Here is a 17,572-nt window from a genome sequence, read left to right as displayed (position 1 = left end):
ACGGGGGCGCGGAAGTGAGATCATGAATCCATGACAGCCACATCCCCGGTCGTGCAGGTGCGCGACCTGCAGAAATCGTATGGCAGTGTCGAGGCCGTGCGCGGCGTGAGCTTCTCGATCGAGGCCGGGGAGACCTTCGCCCTGCTCGGCCCGAATGGCGCCGGCAAGAGCACGACGATTGAGATTCTCGAGGGCTACCGTGACCGTTCCGGCGGTGAGGTGAGCGTGCTGGGCATTGATCCGCACCGCGGCGGCCTGGATTGGAAGGCCCGCATCGGCATTGTGCTGCAGACCAGCAACGAGAGCGGCAATGCGACCGTGACCGAGCAACTGCGCCACTTCGCCGGGTTCTATCCCCATCCCCGCGACGTCGACGAGGTCATCGACGCGGCGGGTCTGCGCGAGAAGGCGAAAACCCGTATCAGCAAGCTTTCCGGCGGGCAGCGCCGCCGAGTGGATGTCGCCCTCGGCATTATCGGACGCCCCGAGCTGCTGTTTCTCGACGAACCGACCACAGGCTTCGACCCCGAGGCCCGGCATCAGTTTTGGAACCTGATTCGCGGACTCAAGGCGGAAGGCACCACCATCCTGCTGACGACCCACTATCTCGACGAGGCCGCGCAACTCGGCGACCGTGCCGGAATCATCGTCGGTGGCCGGCTCATCGATATCGGCCCGCTCGACACAATCGGCGGAGCGGATGCCCGCGTTCCGGTCGTGCGTTGGCGTGACGGCAACGGATTGGTGCGCGAGGAGCGCACGAGCCGCCCGGCGCAGGTCGTGGCGGACCTGGTCGCCAGCGGCAAGGGCGCCGAACTCGAAGGTCTTGAGGTGATCCGACCAAGCCTCGAAGACGTGTACCTGTCCCTCGTGCGCGGTCACGAAGCGACGGCCGCCGGGAACGAAGCTGCCACATCCGCCCCTGAGGCTCGGCCCGATCCAAGCCGGCTCACCGACAAGGACGTGCGAGCATGAGCGCCACGATGATGAGCACCCGCCCGCAGCACACAGCTCCGAGCACGCTCGCGCTCGGCCTGTCCCGCATCGGCTATGAAACACGCCTGTACTTTCGCTCCCCCGACACCCTGTTGTTCACGTTCTTTTTCCCCTTCATCATGCTTGGTATTTTCACCGCCGCGTTCAGCTCCTCCGGAAATATCGGTGCCAATCCCGACGGTACCGGCGGCGTCAGCGTGGGCGCCTACTACCTGCCCGGAATGCTCGCCGCCGGCATGCTTCTCTCCGGTGTGCAGAACCTCGCCGTCGATATCGCCGGCGAGAAAAGCGACGGCACCCTCAAACGCCTGGGCGGCACCCCGCTGTCCCCGCTGAGCTATTTCCTCGGCAAGATCGGACAGGTGTTCGTCACCGCAATTCTTCAGGCCGGCCTCCTGCTTCTCGTGGCGCGGCTGGTGCTCGATATCGCGCTGCCGAGCGAACCGGAGAAGTGGGCGACCTACGCCTGGGTGTTTGTGTTCGGCGTGATCACGAGCGCGTTTCTAGGCATCGCGCTGTCGGCGGTGCCTCGGTCGGGGCGCAGCGCCACGGCCGTTGTGGCTCCCGTGGTGCTCGTGCTGCAGTTCATCTCGGGCGTCTACCTGCAGTTCACGACGCTGCCCGAGTGGATGCAGAACCTGGCGAGCATTTTTCCGCTCAAGTGGATGGCGCAGGGCATGCGTTCTGTCTTCCTTCCGGAAAGCTTCGCTGCTGCCGAGCAGAGCGGCACCTGGGATTTGCCCTGGGTGGCCGGCGCCCTCGGCGTCTGGCTGGTGCTGGGGCTCGTGCTGAGCCGGGTGACGTTTCGTTGGATTCGACGCGACGCGTGAGCCTGGCCTGAGGCCCGGGCGCTAAAGCAGTTTGCGCGCGAGCGCCCAGGCCGTCAGTTCATGGCGGCTGGACAGTTGCAATTTGCGCAGCACGGCGGACACGTGGGTTTCCACGGTCTTGGCGGCGATGAACAGGGTGCTCGCGACTTCTTTGTAGCTGTAGCCGCGGGCGATGAGGCGCATCACCTCGGTCTCGCGGGCGGAGAGCCGGTCGAGTTCCTCCGTGGTTTCGGCGGTCTCGCCGGCGACGGCGCCGAAGGCGTCGAGCACGAACCCGGCCAGGCGGGGCGAGAACACGGCGTCCCCCTCGGCGACGCGGCGGGCGGCCTCGGAAACCTCGGCCCCGGAGGCGCTCTTGGTGATGTAGCCGCGGGCACCGGCCCGAATGACGCTCACCACGTCGTCGGCGGCATCCGACACGCTGAGCGCCAGAAACAGGGTGTGCGGGGCGTGCGGCGCCGCCTCGCGAATGACTTCGGCGCCGCCCCCGCCGCGGCCGCCGGGCAGGTGCACGTCGAGCAGCACGACTCGCGGCTGAAGTTTGATCACGCTCGCGATCGCGGCGTCGACCGTCGCCGCCTCACCAAGCACGACGATGTTCGCGTCGAGCTCGGCGCGCAGCCCCGAACGGAAGATGGAGTGATCGTCGACGATGAGTACGGGCAGGCCAGCGGATGCCGCGGCCGGCGTTGTGGCCGCAGGGTCGCTTTGGCTCGGGTCATGGTTGGTCATCGCACGCTCGTTTCGGTGTGCTGCTCATCATTCGCCTGCGTGGCGGCCGCAGCGGGCAGGGTCAGCAGAATCTCGGTTCCGGTGCCGCCGGGGCCCGGGCGCACGGCGGCGTTGCCGCCCGCCCGACGCATGCGCCCGAGAATGGATTCGCGCACGCCGAGCCGATCTTTGGAAATCTGGTCAAGCCGAAAGCCTGGCCCGCGGTCGGTCACGCTGAGTTCAACACCCCGGGCGCCGGTCTCGAGATACACCGACACCGCTCCGCCGGCATGCCGGGCCGCATTGAGCATGGCCTCACGGGCGGCGGCGGCGAGTGCTTCTCGGGCGTCGGCAGACGGCGAGTCGGAGCTGCCGGCCGATCCCACGCCCATACCCGCTCCGACCGTCACCACCTCGAAATGCACTGCGAAGTCCTCTTCGATCTCGCCCGCAATGCGGCGCAGCGCGGTGGCAAGGTCGGTCGCCGGTTCGCCGCTGCCGCCGCGAGTTCCGGTGAACAGCCACTCGCGCAGTTCGCGTTCCTGCGCCCGAGCGAGCCGCGCGACGTCACTGTGCGGGCCAGCCTTCTGCTGAATGAGCGCGAGAGTCTGCAGCACGGAGTCGTGCAGGTGCGCGGCGATGTCGGCCCGCTCGGCCTCGCGCGCCCGCGCGGCGCGTTCGTCGGCGAGGTCGCTCCACAGGCGCAGCAGCCACGGAGCGGTCACCACTGCCACTCCCAGCAAAACGGATGCCGCCGCCAAAATAACCGTCCACGCGTTCGGGTTGGTGCCGGTCACGAAAAACAGCAGAATGCCGACGGCGACCAGCACGAGCGCCCCGAGAATGCGCACGAGCAACGCCGAGGATTGCTGCGCCGCACCACTGCGAATGTCAGCGAACTGGCGCCAGGCCAGCGCGGTTCCGGCGAGTACGACAATCGCGGGAACCACCACGGCGAGCGGAATGTCGGCGCCGAGGCGGCTCGCTACGAGGGCACCACCGGCGGCCAGCAGGGCGAGCCCGAGCAGGATTTCGGTGACGGGCGCGGCGCGCGCAGAGTCGGCATCCGTTTTAGCGGCGAACGCAACGGGACTGGCGAACCGGGAGCCGCCGGGTGACACAGCATAGGGTGGCACAACACCGGGTGACACAACACCGGGTGACACAATACCGGGAACCGCGGCGGAGCTGGCCAGGGGCGCCAGGCCGCCGGGTGACGCCGACGAGACGCGACTTGCGCGGGCCAGGCTCGACTTGGGCAGCGGGTCGGCGGCCACCCCGCCCGACGGAACCGTGCCCCAGAGCCACGCATAGAGCAGCACGCCGAAACCGCCGCAGAGGCTCAGCAGCACGGTCAGCAAACGAACGGTGGCCACCGGAACGCCGGTGTGCTCGGCGAACCCCGCGCACACGCCGCCCACGAGGCGCAGCCGGGGCCGAGTCATCCGTTCTGTTCTCACGTGTTTATCCAAGCACGCCCCACCGACACGACGGAACCCGCGCAGAATCAATCAGGGTTCAATCAGGGTCATCCCCCATGGCCGCGGTTTGGGCGCGCTGCCAGACTCGAATCATGACCGACGCACCGAGGGCCCAAACACCTCACCCCGACCAAATCACCCGATTCTTCGACTGGATTCGCGGAAGCGGACTCAACCGTGACGGCGACCGCTGGATCGCCGGCGTCTGCGGTGGCATCGCCGCCCGCACCGGGCTTGACCCGCTGATTGTGCGCGGCATCGCCGTCGTGATCGCCATCCTCGGCGGCCCCGTCGTTTTCGCCTACGCCGTGGGCTGGGCGCTCATGCCGCGCGGCACCGGCCGCATCTACGCCGAAGAGGCCCTCCGCGGCCGGTTCCAACCCGCCATGATCGCCATCGGAGCGCTGCTCCTGGTCACGGTCGTGCCGCTGTTCCGCGGCTTGTGGTGGAACGGCCCGACCGGATTCTGGGCCGTCCCCGACTGGCTCAACGGCATCTTCTCCTTCGGCTGGGGCCTGGCCGTTCTGGCCGGCATCGTCTGGCTGATCGTGTATCTGGTGCGCCGCGCCAGGAAACCCGGCAGCACTGGCCCCGGGTTCGGCCCGTTCGCTCCCCCGGCCGGCCCGTTCGGCCCGGGCAGTGTCTACGATCCGAAACCGCCGTCCGGCACCGGCTACAGCCCGCAAACGGACGCCCCGGCCCCGCCGCCGACAGCGACCAGCACGTCCACCGAAACCGACCAGAGCAGCGCCCCGAGCACCGCAACGGCAACCGCCCCGACGCTCGCCTTCGCGGCCACGCCGACTTCGACCCAGAACCCGTTCGTCACCGGCGCAGCCCCGGTCGGTGCAACCTATCCGCCGGCCAACCCGTACGCATCGGACTCGGCCCGAAACATCCGCTCGCAGCAGAATCGGGACTGGCAGGAACAGAACCGCGCCCGCCAGGCTGCACACCGTGCCCGGGTGCGTGCCCGCCGTCCCGGCGCCGGCTACAGCGCCATCGTGCTGGGCCTGGCCCTGGCCACGGGCGCGGTTGCCGCCGGTGTGTACTCGACCGGCGTCTGGTCGCAGGATGCAATTTTGCTCGGCGTTGCCTTCACCCTCGGAGTGCTCGCGCTCGGCATCGTGACCGCCGGAATCCGCGGTCGCACCGACGGCGCCATGGGCGGGTTCGCCTTTCTGGCCGCGGCCACCCTGGTCGTGCTCGGCGTGTTTCCGCAGGGCACCCAATTCACCGCCGTGGGCGACACCGTCTGGCAGGTCAGCGCCAACGCTGCCGCCGTGAACCCGGCGACGAGCTACGCCATGATCGCCGGGCAAACCACGCTCGACCTCAGTGATTTCGACAACCCAGGGCTGGACGACGACAGCATCATCGACGTCTGGCTCGTGGCCGGCGTCACCAATATTCAACTCCCGACGGATGCCCCAGTGCGCGTCGAAACGCACGCACTGGTCGGCGGCGTGGAGTACTCGGGTCGGGCGGTGAACGCGGAGAACGGCGAACGCACCGGAGTATTCGCCTCCGATCAGCGCACCTTCAACGCGAGCAGCCGCAGCGACGGCCCGCTGCTGCGCATCTGGACCATCGCCGGCGTCGTTACGCTCGATTCCTCCAACAACTAGGACCTCACAATGACCACTCCACTTTCTCCCGCGAACTCCGGATCCGACCACTCTGACGCACCGACCGAGGTCTTCGCCGCAAATTCGCCGGTAGGCGACGCGCCCGCCACCGAAGCAAACTCGACCGCGCCGATCGCCGCCGCGGCCGGCCCCGCACCGGAGTCCGACCCGACGCCGAGCTTCTTCAGCCCGGACCAGGCCGCGCCGGCTGGCGAGGAGACACCATCCGCTCCCCGCTTGCGTCCACGCTTCGGCACGATCCTCTGGGGCATTCTGCTGCTGGCGTTCGCCACCTACATGGTCGTGTTCACCCTGCTTCCGGTGCCGCCGGATCCCACGCTGTGGCTCCTCGGCGGCGTGATCGCGGTCGGGCTGGGCCTCGTCGTGGCCGGCATCGCGGCCGCCGCGCGTCGCGCCGACTGACCGGCCGCGTAAGGCGCCCTCACGTCACCGAGCCGTGAGTTCACGTCACCCAGCCGTGACTTTGAGCCCGTTTTTCGTGAAGAATGGGCTCAAACTCACTGCTCGGTGGAAGAAGGGGCCGCCGCCCCGGGTCGGCTCGAAGCTAGAGCGTCAAGCCGACCAGAACAGGTTCGGGCTGCAGATTCACGCCGAATTCGGCCTGCACCCGGCCGAGCACGTAGCGGGCCAGTTGGGCCACCTCTTCGGCGGTCGCGCCGCCCGTGTTCGTCAAGGCGAGGGTGTGTTTGCTCGACACGGCCGCCTTCGACCCGGGCAGCCGGAACCCGCGGGAGACGCCGGACTGCTCGATCAGCCAGGCGGCGCTGAGCTTGACCAGGCGCACCGGTTCCTCGCCGGGAATCGGCCCGACACCCAGATATTCCTCAATGGGAATAACTCGATCCGGCAGCTCCGTCGTCATCGGCCACTGGGGCGCCGATGCTGGCAGGGAACGCGCAAACGCCTCGGTCACTATCGGGTTGGTGAAAAAGGATCCGGCGCTATACGTGTCGGGGTCGCTCGGGTTGAGCACCATACCCTTGCCGGCCCGCAGGGCCAGCACCGTGTCGCGCACGGTCTGCAGCGGCACGCGATCGCCGAGCTGCACCCCGAGCGCACCGGCGAGTTGGGCATATTTCAGCGGCTGACCGAGCGTACTGCCCAAAACGGATGCCTCGGCGGCGGTATCGTGCAACTCCAGGTCGATCGCCAGGACGACTCCGCGCAAGCCCTGTTTGAGCACCGAGGTGCGGTAGCCGAGGCCGAGCTCGGCCCGTTCGAGGCGTTCGACCTCGCCGGTTTCATAGGAGAGAAAGTCAATCGCGACGAGGCTGTCCGAGATTTCCTGCCCGTAGGCACCGATGTTCTGCACCGGCGCGGCACCACACGATCCGGGAATGCCGGAGAGCGCCTCAATACCGGCCCAGCCGTGCTGGACGGCATAGGCGACCAGCTCGTCCCAGGGCTCGCCGGCCTGCACGCGCAGCCGCACGCGGTCTGCGGGACCGGCGCCAGCGGCATCCGCTTCGCTGGAATCATCGAGCACCTGGATGCCGCGGGTCACCACGTGAATGACGATGCCGTCGAAGCCGTCGTCGGCGACGACGGTGTTGGATCCGCCACCGAGCAGCAGCCAGTTTTCGTCCATGCCCCAAACAACGAGGGTTTCGTTGATGAGGTCCTGCTTTGTGACCGGTGCCACCCGTGCTGCGGGCGGGCCGCCGACACGAAAGGTGGTGAGCGTGCTCAGGGCAACGGGTTCAATCATGCGTTCAGGCCAGGTTGACGCGCGCCTGCGCCTTGCCGAGAACGGTCGCGCCGTTGAAGGTCACGGTCAGGTCGATACGGGCCACACTCGCCTCGACATCGAGCGCGCCGACCTTGGCGACCACCATCACGACGGCGCCGACGGTGGCGTCGACGAAGACCGGGCGGGTGAATCGCACCTGATAATCGACGACGCGGGCCGGGTCGCCAGCCCAGTCGACGACGGGCTGCACGGCCAGACCCATGGTGAGCATGCCGTGGGCGAGCACGCCCGACAGACCCACCGACTGCGCCACATCGTCGCGGTAATGAATGGGGTTGAAATCGCCGGATGCCCCGGCGTAGTGCACGAGCGAATCGCGCGTCAGCGAGAAACTCGCCTCGGCGACGACGCTGCCGACCTCGAGGTCGGCCACTGACCTGATAGATGAGGCGGGGATCATTCGTCTCCCCTGACGACGAGGGTGGAGGTGGCGGTCACGACGTGGCCACCGGTCGCGTCAACGATCGTGGACTCTGCGGTCACCATGGCGTGGCCGCCCAGCGACTTGATGCTCGTGACCGCGAGGGTCGCCGTGAGCTCATCGCCGGCCACGATCGGTCGGGTGTAGCTGAAGCGCTGATCGCCGTGCACGACCCGGGTGAAGTCGATGCCGCCATCCGGTTCGGCCAAAAGCTGGGCCAGGGTGGCCTCCTGCAGGACCACAGCGAACGTGGGCGGGGCGACGACGTCGGCGTGGCCGGCCGCGCGGGCCGCTTCGGGATCGTGGTTGATCGGGTTGGTCGCGAACACGGCGCGGGAGAATTCGCGCACCTTTTCGCGGCCGACAAGATACGGTGCGACCGGCGGAAAGACCCGCCCCTGCAACTCTGGGTTCACTGACACCCGTCGAGTCTACTAAGTACACTCCCGCGGCCGGTCACGAGCACGCCTCGCCAGGGCGCACACTTATAACCGTGAAATGTGTATCCGTGCGCCTCGGTGATCCCGAGGTTGCCCCCCTTCTGCTTGACCTGCACCGTGAATATGAAACCCGATACGGCACGGGCGATTCCGTGCACGACGTCGACGGCACCGAGTTTGATCCACCCTTCGGCGCCTTCCTTGTGCTGGTCGACGGCGACACGACCGTCGCCGGCGGCGGCCTGCACCGGTTCAACGCCACGACCGCCGAGGTCAAGCGCATGTGGACCAACCCCGACTACCGCCGCCAGGGCCACGCGAAAACAATTCTGCGCGAACTCGCGACCCTGGCCCGAAGCCTCGGCTATGAGCGGATGCGCCTGGAAACCGGCTACGCCCAGCCCGAAGCGCTCGCCCTCTACCGCGGCCTGGGCTTCACCGAGATCGGCAACTACGGCATCTACGAGCACGCTTCCGGCTTCGAGCTCGACCTTTGCCCCGAACCGGCGTCGTAGTGCCCAACGTCGCGGGCCGACAGAAGTCCGCCCGCGGAATCCTGTGCTTGTCGACGAGGACCGCCCACCACCGACGCCGGTTCCGCACGATTCGCCGGTAGATCGCCGTCAGGGAGCGGTTTCGATGGCTCAGGGCGCGCCGGGGAGGTAGCGTTAGAGGGCTATGCAAAACAAATTGACTCCGCACCCCGACCTTCCGATCGACAGCCCGACCGAGGAACGCATTCGCGCCGCCGTCGCGCACTACGGCGAGAGCGTCGTCATCGACAATTCCGTGGCCCTGCTGCGCGCCAAGAACGCCGGAAAAGACTTTCTGCTCTACGCCGGCGGGCGCCACGCCCTCGGTATCCTCGAAGGCGCTCCGGCCCTGTACTGGCCCGAGCTGTGGGGCGCCCGCGCTCTGCTGCACGTCTGGGGCGAGCAGGCGGCGCCGTACATCGTCGTCGGACTCAACAACCAGGCCTGGCGGGTGCGCGAAATGTGCGCCAAGGTCGTGCTGCTGCGCGGCCTGCAGGTCGTGCCCAAGCTCGTGCGTCTCACGACCGACGAGCACCCCCGCGTGCGCGCCGCCGCCCTGCACGCCCTCGCCGACCAGGGCACCACCGCCAACATTGCCACGATCGAGGTGCGCCTGCGCGACCCCGACAAGGAGGTGCGCCGCGCGGCCCAGCAAGCCCGCGACGCGATTCGCACCCGGCTGAAGTTCACCGATCCGGTTCCTGAGACGAACACCGAAACGAGCGCGCCTGAAACAAGCACCAAGGCGTAAGCGCGGCGCGGCGCCCGACGAGCAGTCCGTCGCAGCATCCGCTCTGCCGGAGGTCACGGGCGTCGCAGCAGCGCACCCTCCTGCCGGCAGGTCGCCGCAGCGGTGAGCATGGCGTCGGTCAGCAGCGCCTGCCAGCCGGCGGCATCCTGTGGCACACCGCCGTGAACGATGGTGCAAACGGATGCCGCGAGCGTCGCGTCCCCGGCACCCATCGTGTCGACGATCGGGCCGTCAAGCTCAGCGATCGGCACACTGACCAGCTCATGTTGGCCGACGGCCACCGACGCGCCGAGGCGCCCGGCCGTCGCGAGCACGGTACCCGCCCCGGCGTCAACCAGGCGGGCCCGCAGCTCCTCGAGGCTGCTGTCGTAGAGCAGATCGGCATCTTCGTCGCCCACCTTCACGAGCAGGCTGCGAGCAGCGAGTGCCTCGAAGTTGCGCACAAACCGCGGCCCGTCGCGCAGCATGCCGGCGCGGGGATTGGGGTCGATCACGAGGCGCTGCTCCGGGTCGCTCACACAGGCCGCGAACGTCTCGGTCTGATCGGTATCGTCGAACGGAAAACAGCTCACGACGACCAGCTCGGCGGCGGCGAGCGCGGCCCGCTCGGCAGCCCCGAACTCGATGCGGCGCGCTTTCGCGGCGTCGTTGAAGAAGTAACGCGGTTCGCCGTCGGTGCGGTCCGAAACCGCCCGGGACGATCCGAGCGGGCCCGGTGTTGCGATCAGTTGCACCCCATGCTGTTCCAAAACCGCCCGGATCACGGCGCCATCGGCATCCTCACCGACCATCGCGATCAGAGTCGTAGGCACGCCGAGCACGGCCAACCCGACCGCCACATTGAGAGCGGCGCCCCCGGCAAACTCGCGGCTCGCCTCCGAATCACGCAGCACGTCGATCAGCGCGTCGCCAACGACGACGACACGGGTGGGAGCGTTCAGTGCAGGCACGAGGTCCAATCTTGTCGCACGCCGCAGACGGCGAGCGCACAGGGAGGTGGTCGCACCGATTGTCAGGGGCAATCCACCGTGATTTTGCGTGCCTTGACTCTATAGTAAAAGTTCTGCCCTGATTGATTGAGTGGCGGCCGAGGCAGGTCCGGGCCGCTCACACCGCTAACCCCCTGGAAAGTTACACCCATGATTCTCACAACGGATGCCGCGACGACAGTGACCGAAGCGAGCGCGGCATGAGCGGTGCCGTGATCGCCCTCTACGCCGAGTTCACAGCCCTGCCCGGTCATGAGACGGAAGTCGCTCATTTGCTGCGCGAGCTCACCGCGCACGTGCGCCGGGAAGCCGGTTGCGTCCGCTTCGACCCGCACCAGCTGGAAACCAATCCGGCGGCGTTCTTCGTCTATGAGGAATACCGCGACCTCGCGGCGTTCGACGCCCACCGTGCCGCCGCCTATGGCGCCGAGTTCAACCGCGCGCTCGGACCGATCATCGAGGGCGACGGCTCGACCCTGACCTTTCTCGCCCCACTGGTCTGAATCCCGGCCCGGGCGTCACACAAAAACAGCCGGCAGAAGGAGTCAGTCTCCTTCTGCCGGCTGGTGTCGGTGCTGCTGGCTAGGCGCCCTTGCGCCCGGACATCGACCGCATCAGGAACATGATCACCGCGATGATCGCGAGCACGATACCGACCCAGAGCAGAAACTGCAGAGACTGCACCAGGCCACCGGTAATGAGCAGCACGACCGCAACAATGGCCACAATGATGAGCAGCGGGTTCATAGTCCGACCTTTCATTCATGCGCGGGGAAGTCCCGGTTAACGGAATATTACCCCCGAACACGGGCCCGAACGGATGCCGCGCGCGACATCCGTTCGGGCCCGTCGTTACGCGCCGAGGTACGCGTCGATGATGCGGGGGTCGTTCAGCAGGTCAGCACCCTGCCCCTCGACCGTGGTGACTCCGCTTCCGATGACATAGGCGCGGTCGGTGACCCGCAAGGCGGCTTTCGCGTTCTGCTCGACCAGGAGCACGGTCGTGCCCTGGGCGCGAATCTCCTTGATGACGTCCATCACCTGGTTGACGATCAGCGGCGCGAGACCCATTGAGGGCTCGTCCAGCATGAGCATCTTCGGGCCGGCAATGAGCCCGCGACCGATGGCGAGCATCTGCTGCTCGCCGCCGGAGAGCGTGCCACCCTGCTGCGTTCTGCGTTCGAACAGCAGCGGGAGCAGCTCGAACACGTGCTCAATCCGCGCGGCGACGAGACTCCGGTCCTTGACCAGGTAGCCACCCAGCTGCAGGTTCTCCATCACCGAGAGTGTGCTGAAGATGCGCCGCCCTTCGGGCACGTGGATGAGCCCGGCCGACACGACATCCCAGGGAGTGGCCCGGCTGATGTCGCTGCCGTTGAAGGTCAGGTGCCCCGAGCTGGCTTTCACCAGAGCCGACGCGGTCGAGAGCGTCGTCGTTTTGCCGGCGCCGTTGTTGCCTAGCAGGGCCACGATCTCGCCCTCGTCAACGTGCAGACTCAGCCCGCGCAACGCCTGTACCTTGCCGTAATAGACCTCGACGTTGTCGAATTCAAGCATTGCCATCGATCTGCACCTCCTCGTCCTTGCCGAGGTAGGCCTCGATCACGGCGGGGTTCGCTTTGACCTCGGTCGGGGTTCCCTCGGCGATCTCGCGCCCAAAGTTCATCACCACGATGCGTTCCGACAGTTCCATGACCAGTCCCATGTCGTGCTCGATCAGCACGATCGAGGTGCCGAGATCGCGGATGCGGCGGCACAGTTCGAGCAGATTCTGCTTCTCCGTGTAGTTGAGCCCGGCGGCCGGCTCGTCGAGCAGCAGCAGCTTGAATTTTCGGGCCAGGGCCCGGGAAATCTCGACCTGTTTCTGTTGCCCATAGGAGAGGTTGCCGATCGGCACCCCGCGCGGGCCCTCGAAGTTCACGAAGTCGAGCCAGTAGTGCGCTTCTTCCGTGTAGGCGGCCTCGCTGCGTTTGAACCGGGGGGTGTGGAAAATAGCATCCGCCCAGCTCTGGCATCTGTTCAGGTGCATGCCGGCGCGCACATTGTCGAGTACGGTCAGGTCGTTGAACAGGCGCAGGTTCTGGAACGTGCGCGCGACACCGACCGCGGCGATGTCGGCCGGTCGTTTTCCGGTGATGTCGGTGCCGTCCATCAGGGCCGAACCGCCGGTCGGCTTGTAGAAGCCGGTGATGCAGTTGAACGCGCTGGTCTTGCCGGCCCCGTTCGGACCGATCACCGCGATGATCTCCTTCTCGTGCACGTCGAAGGTGAGGCCGTCGACGGCCTTGACGCCGCCGAAGGCGATCTGTAGGTCGTTGACCCCGAGTACGACGCTCATCGGCTTTCCCCTCTCGCGACCGCGGCGTCGACCGCGGTTTGTGGCGGCTCGTTCCTGTTCCCGCGTTCCTCTTCATGGCCGGGAGCCGGCCACAGGCCCTTGGGCCGAAACACCATCGCGACCACGAGCAGCAGACCAAAGGCCAGATAGCGGTATTCCGAGAGGTCGCGCAGCAGTTCGGGCAGCAGGGTGATGACGAGGGCGCCGACAACGACCCCGCGCATGTTGCCCATGCCGCCCAGCACGACGGCCATCAGCACGAGGGCCGACTGCAGAAAGACGAAGCTCTTCGGGGAGATCGCCGAGAGGTGCGAGGCGAACAGCACGCCCGCGAAGCCGCCCCAGATGGCCCCGAAAATGTACGCCATGAGCTTCACCTTGTAGGTGTGAATGCCCATCGCCTCGGCGGCATCCTCGTCTTCGCGCACGAACCGCCAGGCCCGTCCGAGCCGGGACTTGCCCAGCCGGGCCGAGGCCAGCACGAAGAACGCCACAATCAGGATGGTCACGTAGTAGAACACGGCGGGACTGTGCAGGCTAAAATCACCGAAGGCCAGCAGTTTGGGAATGCCGAAGATACCGGATGGCCCGCCCGTGATGGTGAGATTATTGGCCGTGATGCGGGTGATTTCGCCAAAGCCGAGCGTGACAATGGCCAGGTAGTCGCTGCGCAGACGCAGTGTCGGCGCTCCGATGATGAGTCCGGCCAGAATGGTCATGACCAACACCGCTGGGATGGTGAAGATCAGGGGCAGTTCGAAGGCCTTGGCAAAGATGCCGGCCGTGTAGGCGCCGACGGCCATGAACGCGATATAGCCGAGGTCGAGCAGGCCGCAGTAGCCGACGACGATATTGAGGCCAGCGGCGAGCATCACGAAGATCGCCGCCGTCGTCATCACATTGAGCGAGTACGGCGATGCGGTGAGCAGCGGGGCGAGCAGGGCAGCGGCCAGGGCGATCCAGCCCAGGTACTTGCTCTCGAACAGTCCGGACACCCAGGCGGCGACGGGGCCGGTGCGGCGGGGTGCCTGGCTCTTAAATGTTGTTCCACTCATGCTAGACACGCTCCGTAACCCGTTCGCCGAGAATTCCGGTCGGACGCAAAGTGAGGAAGAGGATCAGCACCACGAAGGCGAATACGTCACGCCACTCGCCGCCGAACACCGAGGCACCGAAGGCTTCGATCAGGCCCAATACCAGGCCGCCGAGCATGGCCCCCTGAATATTGCCGATGCCGCCAATCACGGCCGCGGTGAACGCCTTGAGGCCGATCAGAAACCCCATCATGAAGTCGATTTTTCCGTAGTAGGCGCCGGCCATGACTCCGGCGGCCCCGGCCAGGGCCGACCCGATAAAGAACGTACGGGTGATGACCGAGTTGACGTTGATTCCCATCAACAGAGAACCCTTCATATCGAGCGAGATCGAGCGCATGGCGCGACCGGTCGATGTTTTCTGAATATAGGTATTGAGCGCGATCATCAAGATCGCGGCGATGGCCATGAGCAGCACCTGGGGCAGCGAGATGCGAGCGCCGAGCACGTCGAACACGTCGCCTTCGAGGCGCACCGGGTAGCTGCGCGGGTTCGGCCCGGCGATGGCGCTCACGCCGTACTGCAGGGTGAACGAAACGCCGACGGCCGTGATCAGCACGGCTAATCGTGGGGCATTGCGCAGGGGGCGGTAGGCGAACCGTTCGATCAGAACGCCGGCACCGCCGGTGAGCAGCATGCTCAGCAGCAGCACGACGAGCAGGGCGCCGATGCTCAGCGCCCCGGGAAGACCTCCGACGGAGGCCAGCATGACGAAGCCGATGAAGGCACCGAGCATATAGATGTCACCGTGGGCGAAGTTGAGAAGTTTAATGATGCCGTAGACCATGCTGTAGCCCAGCGCGATCAAGGCGTAGAACGAGCCGACAAACAACCCGTCCCAGATAATTTGCATCATGTTGGTCCGTTTTCTGTAAGCAGTGGAGCGGATGTCGCGGCGTGGGCCGCGGCATCCGCTTCAGGGGTCAGGATCTTGCGTTCAAGACCAGAGTCCGGACCCAATGATCAGAACTACAGGATCAGGACAGGTCATCCTCGAGGGCGAAGGCGCCATCCTGAATGGACAGGATGATGAATCCACCGTTCGACAGGGTGTGATCGGCCGTGAAGGTGAGCGGGCCGGAGAACATCTCAAACCCGTCGATGGCCTCGAGCGCCGCGATGATCGCGTCGCCGTCGGTCGAGCCAGCCTCGTCGATGGCGTGCGCCGCAACGCGAACCGCGTCATAGGACTGCAGCGAGAACGGTCCGGGAGCGCTGCCGAAAGCCTCTTCGTAGCTGGCGATCCAATCGCCGCCACCCTCGAGGGTGTCGGGGGTCTGGGTCATTGTGGCGAGTACGCCTTCGGCACCGGCCCCGACGATTTCCGAGATGGAGCCGTCGACGCTGCCGTCGGCCACCATTATGTCGCCTTCGAAGCCGGAATTGCGCAGCTGGTTGATAATGAGACCGCCCTCCTGGTAGTAGCCGGTCCAGTAGACGAGCTCCGGGTCGGCATTCATGATGTCGCGCACGGCGGCGGAATAGTCGCTCTCACCGGGAGTGACCGAGGTGCCCAGGGCGAGCGTTACTGTGCCGTCTTCCTCGATCAGGCGGGCGGTCTCCGCGGTGATGTCCGCCGAGTAGCTGTCGTTATCGTCGACGAGGGCGACGGAGGCGACGCCGGTCTTCAACATGTACTCGAGAGCGGCAGTGGACTGCTGATTGCCCGTGCCGTTGACCAGGAAAACGTTTTTGAGGCCCTGGTTGACGAGGTCCTGCGAGTTGGCCGCCGGAATGATCATGGGCACGTTGGCCTCTTCGAAGATCGGTAGCTGCGGCAGTGTTGCGCCGGAGCAGTAGCCGCCGACCGAAATGACGGCGCCGGCCGAGACGGCCTTGTTGGCGCTCGCCACGCCCTGCTGGGCGTCGCAGGCTTCGTCTTCGACGAGTAGCTCGAGCTGGCGGCCGTCCAGAACGCCGCCGGCCTCGTTGATTTCGTCCACGGCGAGCTGCGCCGCATTGGCCATGTATTCGCCGGTTGGGGCGCTGCTGCCCGAGATGGGAACGACCATGGCCAGCTTGACCGTGCCGGTCTCTTCGCTGCCGGCTTCGTCGGCGGCGAGCAATCCGCCGCTGCAACCCGATGTCGCAAGAAGCATCGCTGTGGCGACGCCGAGGAGCAATGTGCTCTTCTTTGAGATTCTTATGTGTGCCTCTCCTGTGAGAGCGCCGAGCAAGTGTTCTACACGCCTTGATCGCAAGACGGCTTGGAACAAGCACCCAAACACCCCAGTGCTGTATGACATATTACACACGCGGATCGTTGCACCGGCGTCCACACTCCGGGCTCAGTGCGGCCCGGCGGGATCCGAGCTCCACCCGGCCACGGTGCCGAGGTGGCTGACGGTGAGCTCACGCAGCGCCTCGGATTCTCCGCTGGCCAGCAGATCGAGCATGACGTGGTGCTCGCGCGCCGTGCCCCACAACTCGTCGCTCTGCATCATCGCGGCGATGCTCACCATTCGAGTTTGCGCGCGCAGTTCGCCGACCATTTCGACCAGCCGGGCGCTGCCGTGCAAGGCCAGCAACCCGAGATGAAACTGCCGATCAGCGGCGAGAAATCCGGCCAGGTCCTTCTGCCGCGCATACTCAGAGATCTGTTCAGCCACGCCGCGCCAGCGCGTGAGCGTCTCAGCATCGAGTGTTCCGGCGAGGGCGCCCATCGTGGGAGCCTCGAGCAGCTGGCGCAACTCGATGACGTCGCGCAGGTCTTTATCGCTCATCTGCGTCATCCGAAAACCCTTGTTGCGCACCGAGGTCACGAATCCTCGTTGTTCCAGATCCAGCATTGCCTCCCGAGCTGGGGTGGCCGACACCTCGAAGCGGATGGCCAGGGTCGGCACGGTCACCAGGGTTCCGGGAGCGAGTTCACCGGTGTTGATCGCGGCCGCGAGCGACTGCGCGATACGGTCCCGCAACGTCGAACCCTGCTCCACTTTTTGAATCGATAACACCTCGGTGGCTCCTCACTTGCCGACGCGGCCGCTGCGAGCCTCGTGCCGCCCAGTATCCACCGCCGGGCGGCAAATGAGTAATGCACTACCGTGCCGGAGGGTGTTCGTGAGCGAATGCCGCGGCTCGCGGCATCCGCTCACGGTGAGTCAGAGCACGCTTTTGAGCAGCGGGCGCCGTTCCGATGCACCCGATCATCGGGCGTGGGGCGAACACGTGCCGGTCGGTCACGTGCACACCAGCGCTGTCGATAGGAATGCGGCTGGTGAACATCCGCTCGCCCATGACATGCTGCAGGGCGCCGGAACCGGGAAGACTGACCGACCGCCCCCAGTTAGAAACACCCCGGACTTCCGCAGAAGTCCGGGGCGATTTTAGTGAATACCGTGTAGCGGGAGCGGGAATTGAACCCGCGACACCACGATTATGAGCCGTGTGCTCTAACCAACTGAGCTACCCCGCCGCGACTTGTCGGCTGTTCGCTTCCAAGCCTGAGCCCCCTGTGGGAATCGGACCCACTACCTCTTCCTTACCAAGGAAGTGCTCTACCAATGAGCTAAGGGGGCAGAGCAACCAAAAAACAGTAGCAATGCCGCGTTTTTGGCAACCTAGAAACTTTATCACCCCAGCAAGGCGA

Annotated in this window: 20 protein-coding genes and 2 tRNA genes; 7 read left to right on the top strand and 15 right to left on the bottom strand. The window is 66.2% G+C overall.

All coding sequences use genetic code 11. The annotated features are described in order from the left end of the window. The first annotated feature begins 30 nt into the window (after positions 1-30). Both E3T31_RS00385 and E3T31_RS00380 read left to right on the top strand, forming a co-directional pair. Positions 31-975: an ABC transporter ATP-binding protein gene (locus tag E3T31_RS00385; RefSeq protein ID WP_134466976.1), complete on the top strand. Its 945-nt coding sequence runs from the start codon at positions 31-33 to the stop codon at positions 973-975. Beyond that, positions 972-1,826 carry an ABC transporter permease gene (locus tag E3T31_RS00380; RefSeq protein WP_134466975.1) on the top strand — a complete coding sequence of 285 codons (855 nt, stop codon included), beginning with the start codon at positions 972-974 and terminating at the stop codon, positions 1,824-1,826. The genes E3T31_RS00385 and E3T31_RS00380 overlap by 4 nt, the downstream gene beginning before the upstream one ends. 21 nt (positions 1,827-1,847) lie before the next feature. Here the strand turns inward: E3T31_RS00380 and E3T31_RS00375 are convergent, their stop codons facing one another. Beyond that, the gene (locus E3T31_RS00375) at positions 1,848-2,558 is read right to left on the bottom strand and encodes a response regulator transcription factor (RefSeq protein ID WP_134466974.1); all 711 of its coding nucleotides are present in this window, start codon (positions 2,556-2,558) and stop codon (positions 1,848-1,850) included. Further along, positions 2,555-3,982 (bottom strand): ATP-binding protein, encoded by a 1,428-nt coding sequence (locus E3T31_RS00370; RefSeq protein WP_241977439.1) that lies wholly within the window; start codon positions 3,980-3,982, stop codon positions 2,555-2,557. Before E3T31_RS00370 ends, E3T31_RS00375 begins: the two co-directional genes overlap by 4 nt. A 128-nt stretch (positions 3,983-4,110) precedes the next feature. Between E3T31_RS00370 and E3T31_RS00365 the strand changes: the two genes are divergently transcribed. Together E3T31_RS00365 and E3T31_RS00360 are read left to right on the top strand one after the other, a co-directional pair. Continuing rightward, the gene (locus E3T31_RS00365) at positions 4,111-5,646 is read left to right on the top strand and encodes a PspC domain-containing protein (RefSeq protein WP_166788337.1); all 1,536 of its coding nucleotides are present in this window, start codon (positions 4,111-4,113) and stop codon (positions 5,644-5,646) included. A gap of 9 nt (positions 5,647-5,655) precedes the next feature. Then, positions 5,656-6,069: a hypothetical protein gene (locus E3T31_RS00360; RefSeq protein WP_134466971.1), complete on the top strand. Its 414-nt coding sequence runs from the start codon at positions 5,656-5,658 to the stop codon at positions 6,067-6,069. 142 nt (positions 6,070-6,211) lie between these two features. On the opposite strand, the gene E3T31_RS00355 is transcribed toward E3T31_RS00360, so the two are convergent. The 3 genes from E3T31_RS00355 to E3T31_RS00345 are packed head-to-tail and all read right to left on the bottom strand — an operon-like array spanning position 6,212 to position 8,260. Then, the gene (locus tag E3T31_RS00355; protein WP_134466970.1) at positions 6,212-7,375 is read right to left on the bottom strand and encodes a UDP-N-acetylmuramate dehydrogenase; all 1,164 of its coding nucleotides are present in this window, start codon (positions 7,373-7,375) and stop codon (positions 6,212-6,214) included. Positions 7,376-7,379: 4 nt separating this feature from the next. Then, the gene (locus E3T31_RS00350; protein WP_134444158.1) at positions 7,380-7,817 is read right to left on the bottom strand and encodes a MaoC family dehydratase; all 438 of its coding nucleotides are present in this window, start codon (positions 7,815-7,817) and stop codon (positions 7,380-7,382) included. Beyond that, entirely contained in the window at positions 7,814-8,260 is a 447-nt protein-coding gene (locus E3T31_RS00345) for a MaoC family dehydratase N-terminal domain-containing protein (RefSeq protein ID WP_134466969.1), read from the bottom strand. Before E3T31_RS00345 ends, E3T31_RS00350 begins: the two co-directional genes overlap by 4 nt. Before the next feature lie 86 nt (positions 8,261-8,346). Here E3T31_RS00345 and E3T31_RS00340 point away from each other — a divergent pair, with 86 nt between their 5' ends. Further along, the gene (locus E3T31_RS00340) at positions 8,347-8,793 is read left to right on the top strand and encodes a GNAT family N-acetyltransferase (RefSeq protein WP_166788336.1); all 447 of its coding nucleotides are present in this window, start codon (positions 8,347-8,349) and stop codon (positions 8,791-8,793) included. 163 nt (positions 8,794-8,956) lie between these two features. Next, positions 8,957-9,562: a HEAT repeat domain-containing protein gene (locus E3T31_RS00335; protein ID WP_134466967.1), complete on the top strand. Its 606-nt coding sequence runs from the start codon at positions 8,957-8,959 to the stop codon at positions 9,560-9,562. 53 nt (positions 9,563-9,615) lie between these two features. On the opposite strand, the gene E3T31_RS00330 is transcribed toward E3T31_RS00335, so the two are convergent. After that, the gene (locus E3T31_RS00330; RefSeq protein ID WP_241977438.1) at positions 9,616-10,512 is read right to left on the bottom strand and encodes a PfkB family carbohydrate kinase; all 897 of its coding nucleotides are present in this window, start codon (positions 10,510-10,512) and stop codon (positions 9,616-9,618) included. A gap of 239 nt (positions 10,513-10,751) precedes the next feature. Between E3T31_RS00330 and E3T31_RS00325 the strand changes: the two genes are divergently transcribed. Continuing rightward, positions 10,752-11,054: a putative quinol monooxygenase gene (locus E3T31_RS00325; RefSeq protein WP_134466966.1), complete on the top strand. Its 303-nt coding sequence runs from the start codon at positions 10,752-10,754 to the stop codon at positions 11,052-11,054. A gap of 79 nt (positions 11,055-11,133) precedes the next feature. Here E3T31_RS00325 and E3T31_RS17555 read toward each other — a convergent pair whose 3' ends face one another. The 9 genes from E3T31_RS17555 to E3T31_RS00285 all read right to left on the bottom strand — a co-directional run bounded on the left by E3T31_RS17555 (position 11,134) and on the right by E3T31_RS00285 (position 17,501). After that, positions 11,134-11,298: a DUF2207 domain-containing protein gene (locus E3T31_RS17555; protein ID WP_166788335.1), complete on the bottom strand. Its 165-nt coding sequence runs from the start codon at positions 11,296-11,298 to the stop codon at positions 11,134-11,136. 105 nt (positions 11,299-11,403) lie between these two features. After that, complete coding sequence (locus E3T31_RS00320) at positions 11,404-12,114, bottom strand: ABC transporter ATP-binding protein (protein WP_134466965.1); 711 nt, start codon at positions 12,112-12,114, stop codon at positions 11,404-11,406. Beyond that, on the bottom strand, positions 12,101-12,889 hold the full coding sequence (locus tag E3T31_RS00315; RefSeq protein WP_134466964.1) for an ABC transporter ATP-binding protein: 789 nt from the start codon (positions 12,887-12,889) through the stop codon (positions 12,101-12,103). Before E3T31_RS00315 ends, E3T31_RS00320 begins: the two co-directional genes overlap by 14 nt. Next, positions 12,886-13,944 carry a branched-chain amino acid ABC transporter permease gene (locus E3T31_RS00310; RefSeq protein ID WP_134466963.1) on the bottom strand — a complete coding sequence of 353 codons (1,059 nt, stop codon included), beginning with the start codon at positions 13,942-13,944 and terminating at the stop codon, positions 12,886-12,888. The genes E3T31_RS00315 and E3T31_RS00310 overlap by 4 nt, the downstream gene beginning before the upstream one ends. A gap of 1 nt (position 13,945) precedes the next feature. Further along, positions 13,946-14,839 (bottom strand): branched-chain amino acid ABC transporter permease, encoded by an 894-nt coding sequence (locus E3T31_RS00305; protein ID WP_134466962.1) that lies wholly within the window; start codon positions 14,837-14,839, stop codon positions 13,946-13,948. 121 nt (positions 14,840-14,960) lie between these two features. Then, a complete protein-coding gene (locus E3T31_RS00300; protein ID WP_241977437.1) occupies positions 14,961-16,106 on the bottom strand; it encodes a branched-chain amino acid ABC transporter substrate-binding protein in 1,146 nt (381 codons plus the stop codon). A 165-nt stretch (positions 16,107-16,271) separates the two neighbouring features. Then, positions 16,272-16,937, bottom strand: a complete 666-nt coding sequence (locus tag E3T31_RS00295) for a GntR family transcriptional regulator (RefSeq protein ID WP_134466961.1) — start codon at positions 16,935-16,937, stop codon at positions 16,272-16,274. Positions 16,938-17,324: 387 nt separating this feature from the next. Beyond that, positions 17,325-17,398, bottom strand: a tRNA-Met gene (locus E3T31_RS00290). Positions 17,399-17,429: 31 nt separating this feature from the next. Continuing rightward, positions 17,430-17,501 (bottom strand) — tRNA-Thr (locus tag E3T31_RS00285). Positions 17,502-17,572: the final 71 nt, after the last annotated feature.

Source organism: Cryobacterium sp. TMS1-13-1 (genome assembly GCF_004403125.1).
GTDB classification, from domain to species: domain Bacteria; phylum Actinomycetota; class Actinomycetes; order Actinomycetales; family Microbacteriaceae; genus Cryobacterium; species Cryobacterium levicorallinum.
Note: the sequence above shows the minus strand (reverse complement) of the source record. Positions and strands in the feature narration are given on the sequence as shown.